Raw genomic sequence first — 18,612 nt, 5'->3', positions numbered from 1 at the left:
AATCTAGAAGAATAATCATCAGTGATGTGAGTATTATGCATATGGAAAATTGCGTTTTTTTAGTTAACAATCCCTAATGCCAGTGACTGAGTTTCTCCACAATCAAGCATATAATTTCCTAAAATAAAATAAAGCATAAGTTTTCCAAACGGAAAACTTATGCTTTACATCACAATTTAGTATTTAACCACCAAGTATATGTATTTGGTGGAGACGGTGGGACGTGCTTTTCCATGCTTTCGTCATGGCACTGACTATATCTTGAACCTGCAGTTATCAGGTCCTCCGGCGTATTATGCGAAATATAATTTGTACCTGGTCAGGTAGGATTTCGCATCCTAGTACTACCATGATTAATGGCAGCCTATAAGTCGATACACGGCTGTTAGATTGCTCTACATACCGCTCGGCATTGCCTTATCGCATCAAGTACGACTTAGGTTTCACCGATAAAGCCGGATTATCACTTATGTGTTACCACATAAGGCGACTAATTACTAATCGAACCCACGTCCAAAGATATTGGCACTTAAGCTTCTACGAGTGTAGTCGATATATTAGCATTTCGCTAACTTTTCAGCCTATCGACAGGCTTCCAAGCAGCTAGTCTGGTTGTTCTCTTCCTTTGTCCTCAGACGGTGAACTCCGGCGTAGCCCACTTAAAGTGAGTCCCTGACCCTACCACATGGGCGATGGAGGGAGGAACCGCTATAGACTGTTATTAAGCAGCTAAAGCGAAGTTGTTGTTTTCTTTGCCAGTTATAGGCGTTGACGTTTTAACGAGGCCGATCCCCTCGACTCGCAACTTAAGCTCAAACTACCCCTGTCGAATCCGTAGCGTCCCCATTATAAAATGATAATGATGAACTTAATCACCAGTTATCTGGGTGTTTCGGATGAAGTGTTTTTGCTTTCGCTGACTATTCAATTGTCAACCACATGTCTTATTATAGCACATGTACTTACAATTTCAATTGTAAGTTATTGTAAGTTACTTAAATCAAATACACCTCGGTGTATTTGCGCCCAGATTTTTTTCGAGCATGCTCGAAAAATTACAATTGAAAAATCTGTGGCATCCGCCGGAGGCTGACTTTATTCAGTTATGCGTAACTTTGATTAGTCGTTAAACTGTTGATTCATCTATACATAAATTAGAGTTTGATGACTACTGCTGAATAAAGTTACATCTTCTGTCTTTCTCTGAAAGCACGTTCGATGTCACGTTTTGCTTCTTTTTTCTTCAGGTCTTCACGTTTGTCGTATTTTTTCTTACCTTTACCTAGACCTAATAAAAGCTTTGCATATCCATTTTTCAAATAGATTTTAATTGGAACAAGTGCATAGCCTTCTTCTTTTGTTAGACCAATTAGTTTGTTGATTTCTTTTTTATGAAGAAGAAGCTTACGTGTACGAAGCGGTTCATGATTATATCGGTTTCCTTGCTCATAAGGGCTAATATGCATGTTGTACAGGAATACTTCACCGTTATGAACACGGGCATATGAATCCTTCAAATTGGCTCGGCCATTTCGAAGAGACTTAATTTCTGTCCCTTGAAGAACAATTCCTGTTTCATAGGTTTCTTCAATAAAATAATCATGATTTGCTTTTTTGTTTTGTGCAATTACCTTTCCTGCACCTTTTGGCATACGATTTCCCCCTTAACACGGTACCTTTTATTTTAGCAAAAATTGGACAACATCACAAGGGAAGGCTACTGTTGCAAGGTAAACTTGCGTCTTGATTACTATTTACAAACCACGAAATGATTGTTGTACTGTCTCGTACATTTAACAATTGTATTTTCTTAAGTAAAGCTTCCACTGCCTTTTCTTTTGAAGTACTACTAAATTCATCTTGTATTTTTTCTGGACAGTCATAAGGTAAGCCAGGACATTCAATTAAACCATCGGTAGTTAAAAATATTTGATTCTTTCCTTTCCTTAGCTCCTTTCTCCCGGAGCTGTAGCAAGGGACAGAAAGTTCAAATGTATTTACTTGCCCAATCCATTCAAAAAAATGTCGCTGGTTGACTTGATATTGTCCAAGATCCGCCAACTCAGAATGGAATAGGTACAATATACAATCACCGACTGAAAACCACCAAATATATTTATCTTTTCTAAGAACAATTAGACAGGATGTTGAGCCATTTACTTTCCGACATGAAGCAAGGAAATTAGGGTTCATAAAAAGTTGTAAGATCATTTCTTCGATGTGTTTAAAGGTCTTTTCTTTTGAGCTTGATAACATAGATACTATTGAACCTTTGTATTTCGTAAATTCCTGTAAAATCAACTCAGCACTTTCAGCCGTCTGATGGGCATCAAGGAGAATCACAAACTCCCAGTCCTCCTGTTCATTTTGCCATACTAGACAGCCATCTTCATTTTTTGTTTGACCAGCTGAAGAGTTGCCACCGAATCGACCTATCGTTATTTTCCCTTGATTCTGAACAGACAATGTATCAACAAAACTTTGCTGTGAACCAACCCATTCCAAATCAGTCATTTCTCTGATTCTCCAAGGTTGCTTTTAGTCTTCTACATACCTGAACAATCCGTTCATTTTTCCCCATTGGTGCTTCTGGCCAATCATAAACAGCCATTGGTCCCCAAAACTCTTTCGGAGTGTTTGGATATCGTGGGACAAGGTGCATATGAAGATGAGAAACTTCATTTCCTGAAACAAGTGAATAAATATGTTCTGCTTTTTCAGATTCCTTTAATGCTTTACTTACTCTCGCCATAATCATTCCAAATGCCTTTGCCTCTTCCATAGTCAGATCTGCAAGACTAGGTGCATGTCTTTTTAAATCAATCATAATATGACCTAGATAACTATCTTCGCCATTATGATCAATATGACCTATGTACACATACTCGTCTTCATAAATTGTTTCCCCTACAGTTTGAATCAACCCCATGTGTTTTTTACAAATATAACAATCCTCCACCTCATATCCCCCCTTTGTAATTCACACAAGTATATAACATCGTGTCCATATTTGGAATAATTTTCATATATAAAGGTGGGTAAAAAAGATCAGGGGGAATACCCCCTGGATCTTCAGTTCATTCAATATTTGCCTTATTCGCGTAGAAATACATCCATGCCATGAATCCTCCACCACCTATTAAATTACCAATGGTCACTGGGATTAAATTGCGGATGACTCCATGAATGGTGACAGAGTCTGGATGATTCATCACATACGAAATAGCAAACGTACACATATTGGCAATGCTATGTTCGTATCCAGAGATAAAAAAGCAAAATACTAATAACATCATTATGAATATTTTAGGTCCGTCTCCTTGCATCCCCAATGGTAAAAAGAAGGCAAGGCAAACAAGCCAGTTACAGAGAATTGCTCGAAAAAACAGGTAAGAAATGGGGAGTTGTGTTTTGTTTTTAGCAATCGTTAAAAGAAACTCATTTGCAAATTCGCCCTCAAATAAGCCGGTCATGTAAATTAAAAATGCAAAGAAAATGGCACCAATGATATTACCAATATAGCTATATAGCCACATTTGGCCAACCACATTCCACTTCATTCTTTTCCGCAAAGCTGCATACGTGTAATAAAAGGTATCTCCTGTAAATAAATCTCCTCCACCATAGGCAATAAGGATAATGGCTGCACCGAATGTGATAGCTGCAATGGGGAAGGCGACGGGTGATTGTTGCACAAAAAAGAAATTACCTGTTCGAAAAGCAACGATTACCCCAAACCCAATAAACATACTGGCTAATACGGCCCGTAAAAAATAGATGAGCCTACTGTTTTTAAATGTATCTCGGCGTGACAGTGCCAGCTTTTCAATACTTGATAGTAGTTTTGCTTCCATATAAATTCACCCGCTAACGGATTAACTTTTTGGTTTCACCTCATCAAAATATGGTGCAAGTATGTTTTTCAACACATTCGCACTATTGTCAAACTTTTGTTGTTCCACTTCATTTAACTCCAGTTCCATAATTTCACGGATACCATTTCGGTTAATCACGCAAGGCACTCCAATATATACATTTTCTTGTCCATATTGTCCGTCCATATGAGCAGAAACTGTTAACACCGCATTTTCATTTGAAAATATAGCTTTCGTGATTCGAGCTAGCCCCATTGCAATTCCGTAGTAGGTTGCTCCTTTACTTTTTATAATTTCATAAGCTGCGTCACGTACCCGGATAAAGATTTCATCCAAATCTGCTTTTTTATACTTTTCATTTCGCTCCATATACTTTTTTATTGGGAGCGCACCTATATAAGCAGAGCTATACACAGGTAATTCACTATCCCCATGTTCTCCGATAATATAGGCGTGAATATTTTTCGGGGCAACATTAAAATATTCCCCTAATAAGAATCGAAAACGTGCAGTGTCCAAAATCGTACCAGAACCTATTACACGTTCTTTCGGTAACCCGCTATATTTCCAGGTAGCATAGGTTAAAACATCAACCGGATTCGTCGCGACAAGAAAGATTCCATCAAATCCGCTTGCCATTACCTTATCAACGATTTCTTTAAATATTTTCAGGTTTTTTTCTACTAGGTCTAATCTCGTTTCTCCAGGCTTTTGATTAGCTCCCGCACAGATGACAACTAGATCCACGTTTTTGCAATCATTGTAATTTCCGGATTTAATGAGCGTAGGATTTCCTGTAAAAGCTTTACCATGATTAAGATCTAGTACGTCCCCTTTGGCTTTCTCCTCATTTACGTCAATCATGATGAGTTCGTTAACAATCCCTTGATTCATTAAAGCAAAAGCATAACTTGAGCCAACAAAACCAGTCCCAATTAGGGCCACACGACTGACACGATCCCCTATTTTCATATTCATGTTTTTCATCCTCCCGTCATTCAAATAACAACCTTTAGTATATGTTCCATAAAATTAACTATTCTGAAAGCACAGCATAAAAAAAGCACTCCACACTTGTGGAGTACTCTCTATTATCTTCTCTTCTTACGTTTCTTACTTTTTTGTGGTGGAACATTGTCAAACTTCTTCTTTTTCTTACGAGGTTTACGAGTTGACCATTCACCGTCTTTTTCGCTACTGCGCTTCTTGTCATCTTCACCTGGCTTACGACGGCTACTTCTTTTTTCGGACCTGATGATTTTCGGCTGTTCTTTTGAAAGCTTGCGACGGCTTCCCTTCATGCCAACAACCTCAAAGTCAACAGAACGTTCATCCTTATTTACATTGTTAACACGAACCGTTATTTCATCACCTATGCGGAATACATTGCCGGTCCGTTCTCCAATCATCGCGTAGCTTCTTTCGTCATAACGATAATAGTCATCTGTTAAATAACTTACGTGAACAAGTCCTTCAATTGTATTCGGTAGCTCAACAAACATTCCAAAGTTTGTAACAGAGCTAATGATGCCATCGTATTCCTCACCGATTTTATCCATCATATACTCTGCTTTTTTCATACTATCTGTTTCGCGCTCTGCTTCTACCGCGCGACGTTCCATATTGGAGGAATGCTCAGCGATTTCCGGAAGTTTTTCCTTCCATTTATCCTGAGTGGCATTGTCTATCTTACCTTGAATCAAATAAGTTCGGATTAATCGATGTACGATTAAGTCTGGATAACGTCGAATTGGTGACGTGAAATGGGTATAAAAATCAGTTGATAATCCAAAGTGACCTACGCTTTCTGGATCGTATTTTGCTTGTTTCATTGAACGCAACATGACGGTTGAAACAACCATTTCCTCAGGCTTGCCTTGAACTGCCTCAATCACTTCCTGTAACGCACGAGGATGAATCGAATTTCCAGCTCCTCTTACAAGATAGCCAAAGTTCGTAATGAATTCTAAGAAACGTCTTAACTTCTCTTCATTTGGATCCTCGTGAATTCGGTAAATAAACGGCACATTCATCCAATGGAAATGCTCAGCAACCGTTTCGTTTGCAAGTAGCATGAACTCTTCGATTAATCGTTCACCAACGGAGCGCTCGCGTAAGACAACATCATATGGTGCGCCTTCTTCATTTACAAGAACCTTTGCTTCTTTAAAATCAAAATCAATTGCGCCACGTTTCATTCGTTTTTCACGAAGGATTGCAGCAAGTTGCTCCATATCTTCAAACATAGGAACTAGTGGCTCGTAACGTGTTCTTAGTTCTTCATCTTTGTCGGCAAGAATGCTGTTCACATCGGAATACGTCATTCGTTCCGTTGTTTTAATAACACTTTGGAAAATGTCATGTTTCACAACAGCACCGTTTTGGTCAACTTCCATCTCACAGGATAGTGTTAGGCGGTCAACCTTTGGATTTAATGAACAAATCCCATTGGATAGACGATGTGGAATCATCGGAATCACGCGATCGACAAGATAAATACTTGTTCCGCGGTCACTCGCCTCGTTATCAATAGGTGAACCTTCTGTTACATAATGAGTAACGTCAGCAATATGCACACCTAGCTTGTAATTGCCATTTTCAAGCTTTGTAACTGTTACAGCGTCATCCAAGTCTTTAGCATCGGCACCATCGATAGTTACAATGACTTCATTTCGTAAATCGCGTCGACCTTCGAGATCTTTTGGATCGATTGTATCTGGTGTATTGTTTGCTTGTTCTAATACATCCCTTGGAAATTCCTGTGGAAGGCCATGCTTATGAATAACCGAAAGAATATCGATTCCAGGGTCATTTTTATGACCTAAGATTTCAATAACTTCTCCTTCCGCACTCATTCTCCCCTCAGGATAAGTAACAAGCTTCACGACAACCTTATGTCCCTCAATCGCACCATTTGATGCTTGCTTTGGAATGAAGATGTCATTGGCAATCTTTTTATCATCAGGAATAACGAATCCAAAGCTTTTACTTTCGGTATATGTACCTACAATTGTTTTCACGCCGCGTTCAATAATCCGAACAACGGTGCCTTCTTTGCGTTGACCAGAAGACTCAGTGCTTATTCGAACAAGCACGGTATCTCCATGCATTGCATTTTTTAATTCATTTGGTGGAATGAATACATCATCCATTGTCTTATCTTCCGGCATCACAAATGCAAAACCCTTCGCATGCCCAGTGAGCGTTCCGCGGACAAGGTTCATTTTTTCCGGAAGACCGTAGCGATTACTACGAGTTCGAACGACTAACCCCTGTTCTTCCATCACCACAAGGGCTTTAACAAAATCCTTAAAATCCTCCGAACCTTTGATTCCGAAAGCTTCCTCAAGTTCCTGCACGGTTAAGGGCTTGTAAGCTTCTTCCTTCATAAAGTCCAATAATTGATTGATATGTTTTTGGATATCTTGTTCCATTTTTTCTTTCCCTCCCGTTACCAATCTAACTGCTCTAAAAATGCATACACATCCTCATGCAGTTGGTCACGTTCTTTGTCTAGGGTAATGACATGTCCTGATTCTTCGTACCATTTAATCTTTTTAAAATCATTTTCTACTGCTTCATATATAATATTCGCACTATCAGGATTTATCATTTTGTCATGACGAGCCTGTGCAACAAAAGTCGGAGAATAAATCATATCGACATTGTCCCGCACCTCTGCAATTAGGTTTTGCAATGCTTTTAATGTATTCATTGGCGTTTTCTTGAACGCTTCAATTTCCTGTTCGATTTGTTCAGGTGATTTCCCTTCAAATCGCTTGTATTCCCGTGCATACTCTACAACACCCTCATACATGACCTCTTCGCTTTTTAGATACATTGGCGCACACATCGTCACTATCCCTTTTATAGGTACAGTGTAACCCAATTTAAGCGAAAATACCCCACCAAGTGACAATCCTGCAACTGCAATATTTTCGTAGCCTTTGTCTTTTAAAAGTTGGTAGCCATTCATGACGTCTTCCCACCAATCTTCGGGACCGGTATGGACTAATTCTTCCGGTGGGACACCATGTCCTTTGTAGATTGGTGCATGACAGGTATAGCCTCTATTCTCAAGGAAGCGGCCAAGCATCCGAACATCGGCAGAGTTCCCGGTAAAACCATGTAGTAATAAAACAGCCTTTTCTCCACCTTCAAATAGGAAAGGTTGAGGTAATTTGATTTTCATTATGTATAACTCCTTTTGATGATATCCAGTATGTTTATTTTGCGCGTTTTTACGGTATTCTACTATCGTACATGAAAGACCTTTTTATGCGCAATAAAAAAGGCTAGACATCTCCTGTCTAACCTACTTTTGAATAGTTTTATAGTTCAAAGTATGATACTGCAATTGTAAGAACAAAGAATAATACCGCTAGGACAACTGTAACTCGGTGTAAAACTGCGTCAAGTCCACGAGCCTTTTGCTTTCCGAATAACTGCTCGGCACCACCAGAGATAGCTCCAGATAGACCCGCGCTTTTACCGGATTGTAATAAGACCACTACGATCAACGCGATACATACGATTACTAATAATGTAACAAGAACTCCATGCAACATATAAAACTACACCTCCTGAACGAGAACGCATATGACGTTAGTTTAAATGTACCATAAAAACACAAAGTGGACAATACTGCATTTTCTGACTTTACATTTTTTTCAAATCCAACATATGGCATTAGGATTCATCGTGGTTTTTTCCAAGGATTCACTTCATGATTTGGGCTGTTAACGTCCATATTAAGGTTGACTACCTTGAAAGGGATGAGATGAATGATCAATTGGGATTTTGATGAAATGGTAAAAGAACAGAAAAAACACAAAGCGAATTATTTAGGTGAGAATACACAGCAAGATAAGCAAAAGAAGCAGCAGCCGAAAAAAGAAAAGTAGTTAGAAGTCGTGCTCCATGTTTTGAGGAGATTCTTCATCTTTATTCGTGCTTAACGAGTGCGAATCTGGGAATTTTTAGGAAAATCAAGTCCTCTTTACGCTCTTTACGGATACACATCTGGAAGATTCTGGGAAACACCGGTCCTCTTTATGTTTTTTACGGGTACGTACCTGGGAACTTCTAGGAAACACCGGTCCTCATTATGTTATTTGCGGGTTTGAATCTGGAAAGTTCTAGGAAACACTGGTCCTCTTTATGTTCTTTGCGGGTACGAATCTGGAAAGTTCTAGGGAATTCCATACCTCTTTACGCTCTCGGGGTTGTGTGTTTAACCGCGAAACCACAATTCAGTAAAAAAACGACAAGCCACTAAGCTTGTCGTTTTCCTTTTATAAGATTAACCTCTTAAATTATAGAAGGATGCTAATCCGTTGTATTGAGCTGTTTCACCAAGATTGTCTTCAATACGTAGTAATTGGTTGTATTTCGCAACACGGTCAGTACGTGATGGAGCACCAGTCTTGATTTGGCCAGCGTTTGTAGCAACTGCGATGTCAGCAATTGTGCTGTCTTCTGTTTCACCAGAACGGTGAGAGATAACTGCAGTGTAACCTGCGCGTTTCGCCATTTCGATTGCATCAAATGTTTCAGTTAATGTACCGATTTGGTTAACTTTGATTAGGATTGAGTTACCTACGCCTCTTTCAATACCTTCAGAAAGTTTCTTTGTATTTGTAACGAATAGATCGTCCCCAACTAATTGAACTTTTTTACCTAGACGCTCAGTTAGAAGCTTGTGACCTTCCCAGTCGTTTTCATCTAAACCATCTTCAATAGAGATGATTGGGTATTTTGAAACAAGATCTTCGTAGAATGCAACCATTTCTTCAGAAGATAGAACTTTACCTTCTCCTTTAAGATGGTATTTACCGTCTTCTTTGTTGTAGAACTCAGAAGATGCTGCATCCATTGCAAGACGTACTTGTTCACCTGGCTTGTAACCAGCTTTTTCGATTGCTTCTACGATTGTTTGTAGAGCTTCTTCGTTTGAACCAAGGTTTGGAGCGAATCCACCTTCATCACCTACAGCTGTGTTTAAGCCTTTTGCTTGTAATACTGCTTTAAGGTTGTGGAAAATTTCAGCGCCCATGCGAAGTGCTTCTTTGAAGCTTTCTGCACCAACAGGCATAACCATGAATTCTTGGATGTCGACGTTGTTATCCGCATGCTCTCCACCGTTGATGATGTTCATCATTGGTACTGGAAGAGTTTTTGAGTTGAATCCACCAAGGTATTGGTATAAAGGAATTTCAAGGAAGTCAGCTGCTGCACGAGCTGCTGCCATAGATACACCAAGAATTGCGTTTGCACCTAATTTACCTTTGTTTTCTGTTCCATCAAGCTCGATTAAAGCTCGGTCAATTGCAACTTGGTCAGTTACGTCGAATCCGATGATTTCTGCAGCAATGATTTCATTTACATTGTTTACAGCAGTTTGTACACCTTTTCCAAGGTAACGGCTCTTGTCGCCATCACGAAGCTCAACTGCTTCATATTCACCAGTTGAAGCACCACTTGGTACTAACGCACGGCCGAATGCACCGGACTCCGTATATACTTCAACTTCAACTGTAGGATTTCCACGAGAATCTAATACTTCACGAGCGTATACATCTATGATAATTGACATAATAAAATCTCTCCTTTTCGATTAAAAATTAGTTTATTAGGTCGTTCTTTAAAACAAGTATGTTTATTTCTTAAGTAAGCTGTTTCCAGTCATTTCAGCCGATTTTTGAATACCTAGTAGGTCAAGCATGGTTGGTGCTAAGTCTCCTAGGACTCCGTCTTCTCGTAATGCTAAACCTTCTTTTGTTACGATCACAGGTACTGGATTCGTAGTATGCGCAGTCATTGGATTGCCTTCAACAGTAACAACCTCATCAGAGTTACCATGGTCAGCTGTGATGATGGCTGCTCCACCTTTTGCAAGTATGGCATCAACCACTTCTCCTAAGCACTCATCCACTACTTCAATGGCTTTAATCGTTGGCTCAAGTAAGCCCGAGTGACCAACCATATCTGGGTTTGCAAAGTTTAAGATAATTGCGTCATGCTTATCATTAGCAATTTCTTGTAAAAGTGCATCCCTTACCTCATAAGCACTCATTTCTGGCTTTAGGTCATAGGTTGCAACCTTTGGTGAGTTAATTAAAAGACGAGTTTCACCAGGAAATTCCTTTTCACGTCCACCACTCATAAAGAAGGTAACGTGAGGATATTTTTCAGTTTCCGCAATGCGAAGCTGTTTTAATCCATTTTGTGAAAGTACTTCTCCTAAAGTGTTATCAAGATTTGTTGGCTTGAATGCCACATATCCATCTACACTTTCACTGAAGTGAGTTAAGCACACAAAGAATAACTTGTTTGGATGCTTTGGTCCACGTTCAAATGAACGGAAGTCTTCATTTGTAAACGTATTTGAAATTTGGATGGCACGGTCTGGTCTAAAATTATAAAAGATCACAGCATCATTGTCTTGAATCGTTGCAACAGGTGAACCATCTTCTTTTACAAGGACAGATGGTAAAACGAATTCATCGTAAATGCCATTTGCATAGGAATCATCGACAAGTTCAAATGCATTTTTATATGTAGGACCTTCTCCGTAAACCATTGAACGGTATGATTTTTCAACGCGCTCCCACCGTTTGTCACGGTCCATTGAATAATAACGGCCAGACAAGGTTGCGATTTCACCAACACCGTATTCTTTTATTTTTTCATCAAGCTGTTCTAGATAGATTTTCGCAGTTTGAGGACCGACGTCTCTTCCATCTAAAAAGCCATGGATATATACTTTTTCAATACCTTCTGATGCAGCAAGTCGTAACAATGCAAATAGGTGATCAATGTGACTATGTACACCACCATCTGATAATAAACCAAATAGGTGAAGTGCAGTTCCATTTTCCTTTACATGTTTCATCGCATCAAGGAATGTTTCGTTTTGCTCAAATTCATGATCGCGAATCGCAACATTTACACGAGTTAGGCTTTGGTAAACAACTCGGCCTGCACCGATATTTAAGTGCCCTACCTCTGAATTCCCCATTTGTCCTTCTGGTAAACCAACAGCCTCGCCACTTGCCTGTAAAGTAGCGTGTGGGTATTGGTTCCAAAAGCGATCAAAATTTGGTTTGTTTGCTTGAGCAACTGCGTTTCCTTTTACTTCATCGCGAAAAGCAAAACCATCTAAAATAATTAATGCAACTGGAGATTTACTCATTACTTCTGCGCCTCCAAAAGCTTTACAAAAGAGGAAGCATCAAGACTAGCTCCACCAACTAGAGCACCATCGATATCTGGTTGTGCCATGTATTCTTTAATGTTTTCTGGTTTAACACTTCCACCGTATTGAATGCGAACAGCATCTGCTACATCAGCAGAGAATTGTTCAGCCACTACTTTACGGATGTGTGCACAAACTTCGTTAGCATCTTCTGCTGAAGAAGATTTGCCTGTTCCGATTGCCCAGATTGGTTCATAGGCAATGACAACTTCTTTCGCTTGATCTGCTGTAAGACCTGCTAACGCCTTTTGAATTTGTGTTCCAACTAGGTCATTTGTTTGACCTGCTTCACGTTGCTCTAATGTTTCACCACAGCATACGATTGGAACTAATCCATGAGCAAATGCTGCAAGTGTTTTTTGATTCACTGACTCATCTGTTTCAGCGAACATTTCACGGCGCTCAGAGTGACCAAGGATGACATAGTCAACACCTAGATCCTTTAATGCTACAGGGCTAATTTCCCCTGTAAATGCTCCGCTTTCTTCAAAATGCATATTTTGTGCACCAATTTTAAGGTCATAGTTTCCTTCTTTTACGTTTGCAACAAGGCGCTCTAAAAAGAGTGCTGGCGCACAAACAACAGAATCAACCTTTTCTGGTGATGGAATTAGACCATTAATTTCTTCTACAAAATGAACTGCTTCAGAAAGAACCTTATTCATTTTCCAGTTTCCTGCAATGATTGGCTTTCTCATGTTCACCATCCCTTTCGTTGTTGACAATATGACAAGGTGCCTTGCTTGATGGCACCATTTTTTATTTATCGTTAAGTAATACGACTCCTGGAAGCTCTTTACCTTCCATGAATTCTAGTGAAGCTCCACCACCAGTTGAGATGTGGCTCATTTTATCAGCTAGGCCGAATTTCTCAACTGCTGCTGCAGAGTCACCGCCACCGATAATTGAGTAAGTATCAGTAGCATCAGCTAGTGCTTGACCCACGGCTTTTGTTCCGTTAGCGAATGCATCTAATTCGAATACACCCATTGGTCCGTTCCAAATGACAAGTTTAGAGTTTAAAATAACATCTCTGTATAATTCAGCTGTTTTTGGCCCAATATCAAGTGCTTCCCAGTCGCTAGGAATCTCTTCGATTGGAACAATCTTAGTGTTTGCATCATTTGAGAAGTCATCTGCAACTTTTACATCAACAGGCATATAGAAGTTAACGCCTTTTTCTTTTGCTTTGTTCATGAATTGAGTAGCAAGATCAATCTTATCCTCCTCTAAAAGAGACTTACCGATTTCGTGACCTTGTGCTTTTACGAATGTATAAGCAAGTCCTCCACCAATGATTAAGTTATCTACTTTTTCTAAGAGGTTTTCGATGACACCAATTTTGTCCTTTACTTTCGCTCCACCAATAATCGCAGTAAAAGGACGCTCTGGGTTAGAAAGTGCTTTACCTAATACTTCGATTTCTTTTTCCATTAAGAAACCTGCTACTGCTGGTAGGTGTTCAGCGATACCAGCTGTGGAAGCATGTGCACGGTGAGCTGCACCGAATGCATCGTTTACGTAAACATCTGCAAGTGCTGCAAATTGTTTTGCTAGCTCTGGATCATTCTTTTCTTCTCCAGGGTAAAAACGAACGTTTTCAAGTAAAAGAACATCGCCTTCATTCATCTCTGAGATGGTTTGTTCAACCTCTGGACCGTATGCTTCATTTGTTTTGCGAACTTCGATACCTAAGCGCTCGCCTAAACGCTTAGCTACTGGGTCTAAACGAAGCTCATCAACAGCTTTGCCTTTCGGACGACCAAGGTGACTCGCCAAAATGACCTTTGCCCCTTCTTTACGAAGGTGCTCGATTGTTGGTAATGCTGCACGAATACGAGTCTCATCCGTTACCTGACCATCTTGCATTGGAACGTTAAAATCAACTCGACAAAAAACTCGTTTGCCTTTCACATCAATATCTCTAACTGATTTCTTATTCACAGGGAAGGCCTCCGTTCTATGTAATGTTGGTAAAAACCTGTGCCCTAAGCACAAAGTATCCTAGCGGTACTTAGCATCTCATATAGACATCAAAAAGGGAAGGGAACATTCCCTTCCCTTCACAAGTTCTATTATAGTGCCAGTTGCTTTGGTATCAAACGGTAAAAATTATAGACCTTTTGATGCGATATAATCTACAAGGTCAACTACACGGTGAGAGTAACCACTTTCGTTGTCATACCAAGAGATAACTTTAACCATGTTGCCTTCCATAACCATTGTAGAAAGAGCATCGATAGTTGAAGAATTTGCATTACCATTGTAATCAGAAGATACAAGTGGTTCTTCACTATAACCCATGATTCCTTTTAATTCTTCTTCTGAAGCTTTACGTAGTGCTGCGTTAATTTCTTCAACAGTTACTTCTTTATCTAACTCGGCAACTAAGTCAACAAGTGACACGTTTGGAGTTGGAACACGCATAGCGCCACCATTTAATTTACCTTTTAATTCAGGTAATACTAGAGAAACAGCTTTTGCTGCACCAGTAGTAGTTGGAATGATGTTTTCAGCTGCTGCACGAGCACGACGATAGTCTTTATGTGGTAAATCAAGAATTTGTTGGTCATTTGTGTATGAGTGAATAGTTGTCATCATACCACGCTTAATTCCAAAGTTTTCATGTAGAACTTTTGCATATGGTGCTAAGCAGTTAGTTGTACAAGAAGCGTTTGAAATGACGTCATGGCTTGCTGCATCATACTTGTCATGGTTAACACCCATAACGATTGTGATGTCTTCGTCAGTTGCAGGAGCAGAAATGATTACTTTCTTTGCACCAGCTTCGATGTGTTTCGCAGCGTCAGCACGCTTAGTGAAACGACCAGTTGATTCAACAACAACTTCAACACCTAGGTCTCCCCAAGCAAGTTGAGCTGGGTCACGTTCAGCTTTAACAAGAATTTCTTTTCCATTAACAACAAGGCTATTTCCATTTACAGATACTTCTGCATCAAGAACACCATGAACAGAGTCATACTTTAATAGATGAGCTAACATGTTTGCATCTGTTAAATCGTTTACTGCTACTACTTCAACATTTGGATTTTTTAGTGCCGCACGTAATACGTTACGACCAATACGTCCAAAACCATTAATACCAACTTTTACTGCCATTTTGATTTCCTCCTTTTGTATGTGAAACCTAGAAAAATATTTTAAGGGTTACCCCTTCATTAACTCTTTCGCTGCACCTTCATCTGTTATTAACAGCGTCTCCGGCGCCTGCTTTAAGTATGCTTGAATGGCTGTTGCCTTCGAAGCTCCACCAGCTACGGCAATCACATCGTGAATTGCGTTCAGACCTTCTAGCTGGATGCCAATTGTTTGAACCCGATGGACCACTTTCCCATCTTCGTCAAAATAATACCCAAAAGCCTCTGCGACTGCATGAGATTCAATGATTTTTTTCATGTCCTCTTCATCGGTTTTACGCCGCTTAGCCATTGTAATAGCGTCTCCTATTCCGTGAACAACCATACTTGATGATTTAATCAAATTCAGGACATCCCGAATCGATGGTTCGGCCACAAAGGAATGGTACGCTTCATTGCTCACAACATCAGGTACATGGAGAAGTCGGTAATCACCAGAAGCTTTTTCGGCCATCTTTGCGCAAATGGTATTTGCTTGATTTTCTACTCGTTCTCCTAGTCCACCTCTTGCTGGAACAAATAAAATACTTCGCCCTTTCGAATCCGGGGTCATCATTTCTGCGACCTCAACGAGGGTTGTACCACCAGTAACTGCGACGATATTTTCTCCAGAAAGCCTTTGTTTTATTCTTGAAACGCAAGCTCTTCCCATTTCTTTTTTCACCCAAGGAGTTGTGTCACTATCGCCTGAAACGACAATCACACCTTTTATATTTAACTTTTCCTTAAGCTTCGATTCTAAAACCCGTAAACCTAAAACTTCCTTCATGACATCCTCAAGGTCTTTTAATAGTTCAGCACCCTCACTTGTTAGGCTCATTCCAGCCGTACTAAAGTCAACAAGATTTTGTTCTTTTAAAAACTGAACTTCACCGCGGAGGACACGTTCGCTATGACCAAGACTCGTAGAAAGATTCCTTCTTCCAATCGGCTGCATAAGTCGTATGTATTTGAGGATCTCATGGCGTTTCTGCATAACCTCTAGTAAATCAGGTAATAATTTTTGTTGTACCTCAATAATCGAACTCATTTTTTCATTTCCCCTTTTTACTATAAGGGACTACTTTTGTCCCGCTGTGACATATTATGTCCCGCTTACAGTAAAAAAAAACAACTCCAATAAAATTGTATATCGCCGTGTTACATTTACTATAGTACCAGTACTTTTAAAAGAAAGCAATAATTAAACTGCCTAGTTTTTAGGCAGTCAGATTATTTTAAATATTTTCTTAGGTATTCTTGGATGACCTCTTTATGGATAATCCCATACTCCACTTCGGTTCCGTCAATTTCGATAACGGGAATCATGATCTGATATTTTTCCAGAAGTACATCATCTTTATAAATATCAATCTCATTGAGGACTAAAGGAAATTCTCCACTTAATTCCTCGATAACCTGCTCCGCTTTTGTACAAAGGGAGCAATTTTCCTTTGAATACATGGTGACTTGAATGCGACTCAACTGTTACACTTCCAATCTACTTGCTGTATCTTTTTCGCTTCGATGAAGATGGTATATTTAATTGGTCACGGTATTTTGCAATTGTTCTTCTGGACACAAGAATACCATGCTCTTCCTTAAGTATACTGACAATCTCCTGGTCAGACAAAGGCTTTTGTTTATTTTCATCATCAATCAGCTGTTTTAAAACGTTCTTAACTTGCGTTGATGACGTATCGGTTAAACCCGTTGTTTGGATGTTTCGACTAAAGAAATATTTCATTTCGAAAATACCAAATGGAGTTTGCACAAATTTATCTTTTACTGCACGGCTTACAGTTGATTCATGAATGTCTAAACTTTGTGCAACTTCACTCATTATTAGTGGCTTTAGATGAGCTGGTCCTTTTAGAAAGAAGTCCAGTTGACGATTAATGATTTCGTTCATGACATTTTGTAATGTGATTTTTCGCTGTTCCAAACTTCTCATAATCCATTGGCACTGATCCACTTTTTCTTGGAGATAGGATTTTGTTTGTGAATCTTTTTCTTGTAAAAAGTGTTGGTAGTACTGAAGATTTAACGAAACCTTCGGAAAATATGAATCGTGCATGTTCATTACGACAACACCATTTTCAACTTGAATATCAAAGTCCGGAACAATATATTGTGCTACTCCTCCATGAAAAGCTGCACCCGGTCTTGGCTGTAGAGTTTGGATAAAGTCAAAAAGCTGTTGAATGTCAAAAAGCTTAACATCAAGTTGTTTCGCGATTTCCTTCCAAGACTTTTCTGCGAATTCTTCAAAATAGTCCTGAATAATTGTTTCAGCAAGACTATTCCGTTTTGGCAATTTCCTCAATTGTAGAAGTAGGCATTCCTGTAAGGACCTTGCTCCTACCCCAGTCGGATCTAAAGTTTGAATATAGTGAATCGCACTTTCGATGGTTTCTGTATCGGTATTTAGGTCCCTTGCAATCTCCTCCTCAGGAAAATACAGATAACCGTTGCTATCCAAGAGTTGTATGATATATTCCATTGTTCGCTTTTTTTCGTTGTTTACTTTCATATATGAAAGTTGTGTAAGCAAGTGTTCATAAAGGGTTGTTTCTTTTTTTTCAATATAGTCAATCGGATTTGTGTAGGATTCTTTTGAGACCTTTGATTTTGTTTGTCGACTAAAATCCGTTTGTTTCACTTCAATTAGGGGATTTTCTAATGTTTGCTCTTCTAGAAATTTAGCCAAATCCAAAGAAGAGTATTGTAAAAGAGTTATAGCCTGAGTTAACTCCTTTGTCATGACTAGCTTTAATGATTGCTGCTGAAAAAGTCCAGTTTGCATATTCACTCTTGTTTCCCCCTTTCGCCTGATTTACGTTGAATGGAAGCGTTTACTTATTTTAAGTTGCAATGGACTACATCTTTTTATTGAATATGTTCTATCGTTAATTTTATCTTACTTCCATGGTATCGAAAAAGTTAAATTTTAGCACGCATTTTTATTCATTTTTTGAAAGAATCTACCTTAAAGAGGTGATTTGTGTTGAGGAAAAATGAGATTATGTACACCGGCCCGGTTACAGGGACTCTGGATGAAGCAAAAAAGGCGGAAAATATCGAAGAGTTCGCATCTGAATTTGATCCTATCCAAACAATGTGGGCTTTGAATCCAGTTGACGAGGATGTATACGAAGGGACATTGGGGTATAAGGATAACTAGGTATTTGGAGAAAAGATTTTTGGCGTTGAGATAGTTTGGGGCTTTCCGTACCATCTTTGTTCGATTTCTGGATTGTGAGGGTACGATTAGTAGTGGGTTTGCGTTCCCTTTTGAGTTGATTTCTTGATCGTGAGGGTACGATTAGGGGATTTGCGTTCC

The 18,612-nt window shown here is 39.4% G+C and carries 17 protein-coding genes and 1 other RNA gene; 1 reads left to right on the top strand and 17 read right to left on the bottom strand.

Annotation, left to right across the window (positions count from 1 at the left end; genetic code table 11):
- Positions 1-498 precede the first annotated feature (498 nt).
- From ssrA to rpoN, 17 genes are all read right to left on the bottom strand, one after another.
- Positions 499-837: a transfer-messenger RNA gene (gene ssrA / locus CKK03_RS05440) on the bottom strand.
- A 347-nt stretch (positions 838-1,184) separates the two neighbouring features.
- Positions 1,185-1,652, bottom strand: coding sequence for an SsrA-binding protein SmpB (gene smpB, locus CKK03_RS05435; RefSeq protein ID WP_099361583.1), 468 nt, complete (start codon positions 1,650-1,652; stop codon positions 1,185-1,187).
- Positions 1,653-1,704: 52 nt separating this feature from the next.
- Positions 1,705-2,514 carry a PP2C family serine/threonine-protein phosphatase gene (locus CKK03_RS05430; protein ID WP_099361582.1) on the bottom strand — a complete coding sequence of 270 codons (810 nt, stop codon included), beginning with the start codon at positions 2,512-2,514 and terminating at the stop codon, positions 1,705-1,707.
- Positions 2,507-2,959 carry an HIT family protein gene (locus CKK03_RS05425; protein WP_099361581.1) on the bottom strand — a complete coding sequence of 151 codons (453 nt, stop codon included), beginning with the start codon at positions 2,957-2,959 and terminating at the stop codon, positions 2,507-2,509. The genes CKK03_RS05430 and CKK03_RS05425 overlap by 8 nt, the downstream gene beginning before the upstream one ends.
- Positions 2,960-3,077: 118 nt before the next feature.
- Entirely contained in the window at positions 3,078-3,854 is a 777-nt protein-coding gene (locus CKK03_RS05420) for a formate/nitrite transporter family protein (RefSeq protein ID WP_099361580.1), read from the bottom strand.
- Between the two features lie 21 nt (positions 3,855-3,875).
- Positions 3,876-4,853 (bottom strand): L-lactate dehydrogenase, encoded by a 978-nt coding sequence (locus CKK03_RS05415; protein ID WP_425432841.1) that lies wholly within the window; start codon positions 4,851-4,853, stop codon positions 3,876-3,878.
- 113 nt (positions 4,854-4,966) lie between these two features.
- Positions 4,967-7,309 carry a ribonuclease R gene (rnr, locus tag CKK03_RS05410; protein WP_099361579.1) on the bottom strand — a complete coding sequence of 781 codons (2,343 nt, stop codon included), beginning with the start codon at positions 7,307-7,309 and terminating at the stop codon, positions 4,967-4,969.
- Positions 7,310-7,326: 17 nt separating this feature from the next.
- On the bottom strand, positions 7,327-8,067 hold the full coding sequence (locus tag CKK03_RS05405; protein WP_099361578.1) for an alpha/beta hydrolase: 741 nt from the start codon (positions 8,065-8,067) through the stop codon (positions 7,327-7,329).
- 139 nt (positions 8,068-8,206) lie between these two features.
- Positions 8,207-8,440, bottom strand: a complete 234-nt coding sequence (secG, locus tag CKK03_RS05400; RefSeq protein WP_099361817.1) for a preprotein translocase subunit SecG — start codon at positions 8,438-8,440, stop codon at positions 8,207-8,209.
- Between the two features lie 737 nt (positions 8,441-9,177).
- On the bottom strand, positions 9,178-10,470 hold the full coding sequence (eno, locus tag CKK03_RS05395) for a phosphopyruvate hydratase (RefSeq protein ID WP_099352520.1): 1,293 nt from the start codon (positions 10,468-10,470) through the stop codon (positions 9,178-9,180).
- A gap of 63 nt (positions 10,471-10,533) precedes the next feature.
- Positions 10,534-12,069, bottom strand: coding sequence for a 2,3-bisphosphoglycerate-independent phosphoglycerate mutase (gpmI, locus tag CKK03_RS05390; protein ID WP_099361577.1), 1,536 nt, complete (start codon positions 12,067-12,069; stop codon positions 10,534-10,536).
- Positions 12,069-12,830: a triose-phosphate isomerase gene (gene tpiA, locus CKK03_RS05385; protein WP_099361576.1), complete on the bottom strand. Its 762-nt coding sequence runs from the start codon at positions 12,828-12,830 to the stop codon at positions 12,069-12,071. Before tpiA ends, gpmI begins: the two co-directional genes overlap by 1 nt.
- 61 nt (positions 12,831-12,891) lie before the next feature.
- Positions 12,892-14,076: a phosphoglycerate kinase gene (locus CKK03_RS05380; protein WP_099361575.1), complete on the bottom strand. Its 1,185-nt coding sequence runs from the start codon at positions 14,074-14,076 to the stop codon at positions 12,892-12,894.
- 168 nt (positions 14,077-14,244) lie between these two features.
- The gene (gene gap, locus CKK03_RS05375; protein ID WP_099361574.1) at positions 14,245-15,252 is read right to left on the bottom strand and encodes a type I glyceraldehyde-3-phosphate dehydrogenase; all 1,008 of its coding nucleotides are present in this window, start codon (positions 15,250-15,252) and stop codon (positions 14,245-14,247) included.
- Between the two features lie 48 nt (positions 15,253-15,300).
- The gene (locus CKK03_RS05370; RefSeq protein ID WP_099361573.1) at positions 15,301-16,320 is read right to left on the bottom strand and encodes a sugar-binding transcriptional regulator; all 1,020 of its coding nucleotides are present in this window, start codon (positions 16,318-16,320) and stop codon (positions 15,301-15,303) included.
- A gap of 182 nt (positions 16,321-16,502) precedes the next feature.
- A complete protein-coding gene (locus tag CKK03_RS05365) occupies positions 16,503-16,745 on the bottom strand; it encodes a glutaredoxin family protein (RefSeq protein ID WP_099361816.1) in 243 nt (80 codons plus the stop codon).
- Positions 16,746-16,770: 25 nt separating this feature from the next.
- Positions 16,771-18,075: an RNA polymerase factor sigma-54 gene (gene rpoN, locus CKK03_RS05360; protein ID WP_180271179.1), complete on the bottom strand. Its 1,305-nt coding sequence runs from the start codon at positions 18,073-18,075 to the stop codon at positions 16,771-16,773.
- 201 nt (positions 18,076-18,276) lie between these two features.
- Between rpoN and CKK03_RS23605 the strand changes: the two genes are divergently transcribed.
- Entirely contained in the window at positions 18,277-18,453 is a 177-nt protein-coding gene (locus CKK03_RS23605) for a hypothetical protein (protein WP_180271160.1), read from the top strand.
- The last annotated feature ends 159 nt before the right edge of the window (positions 18,454-18,612 follow it).

The sequence above is a fragment of the Fredinandcohnia onubensis genome, assembly GCF_002734215.1.
Taxonomy (GTDB): domain Bacteria; phylum Bacillota; class Bacilli; order Bacillales; family Bacillaceae_L; genus Ferdinandcohnia; species Ferdinandcohnia onubensis.
Note: the sequence above shows the minus strand (reverse complement) of the source record. Positions and strands in the feature narration are given on the sequence as shown.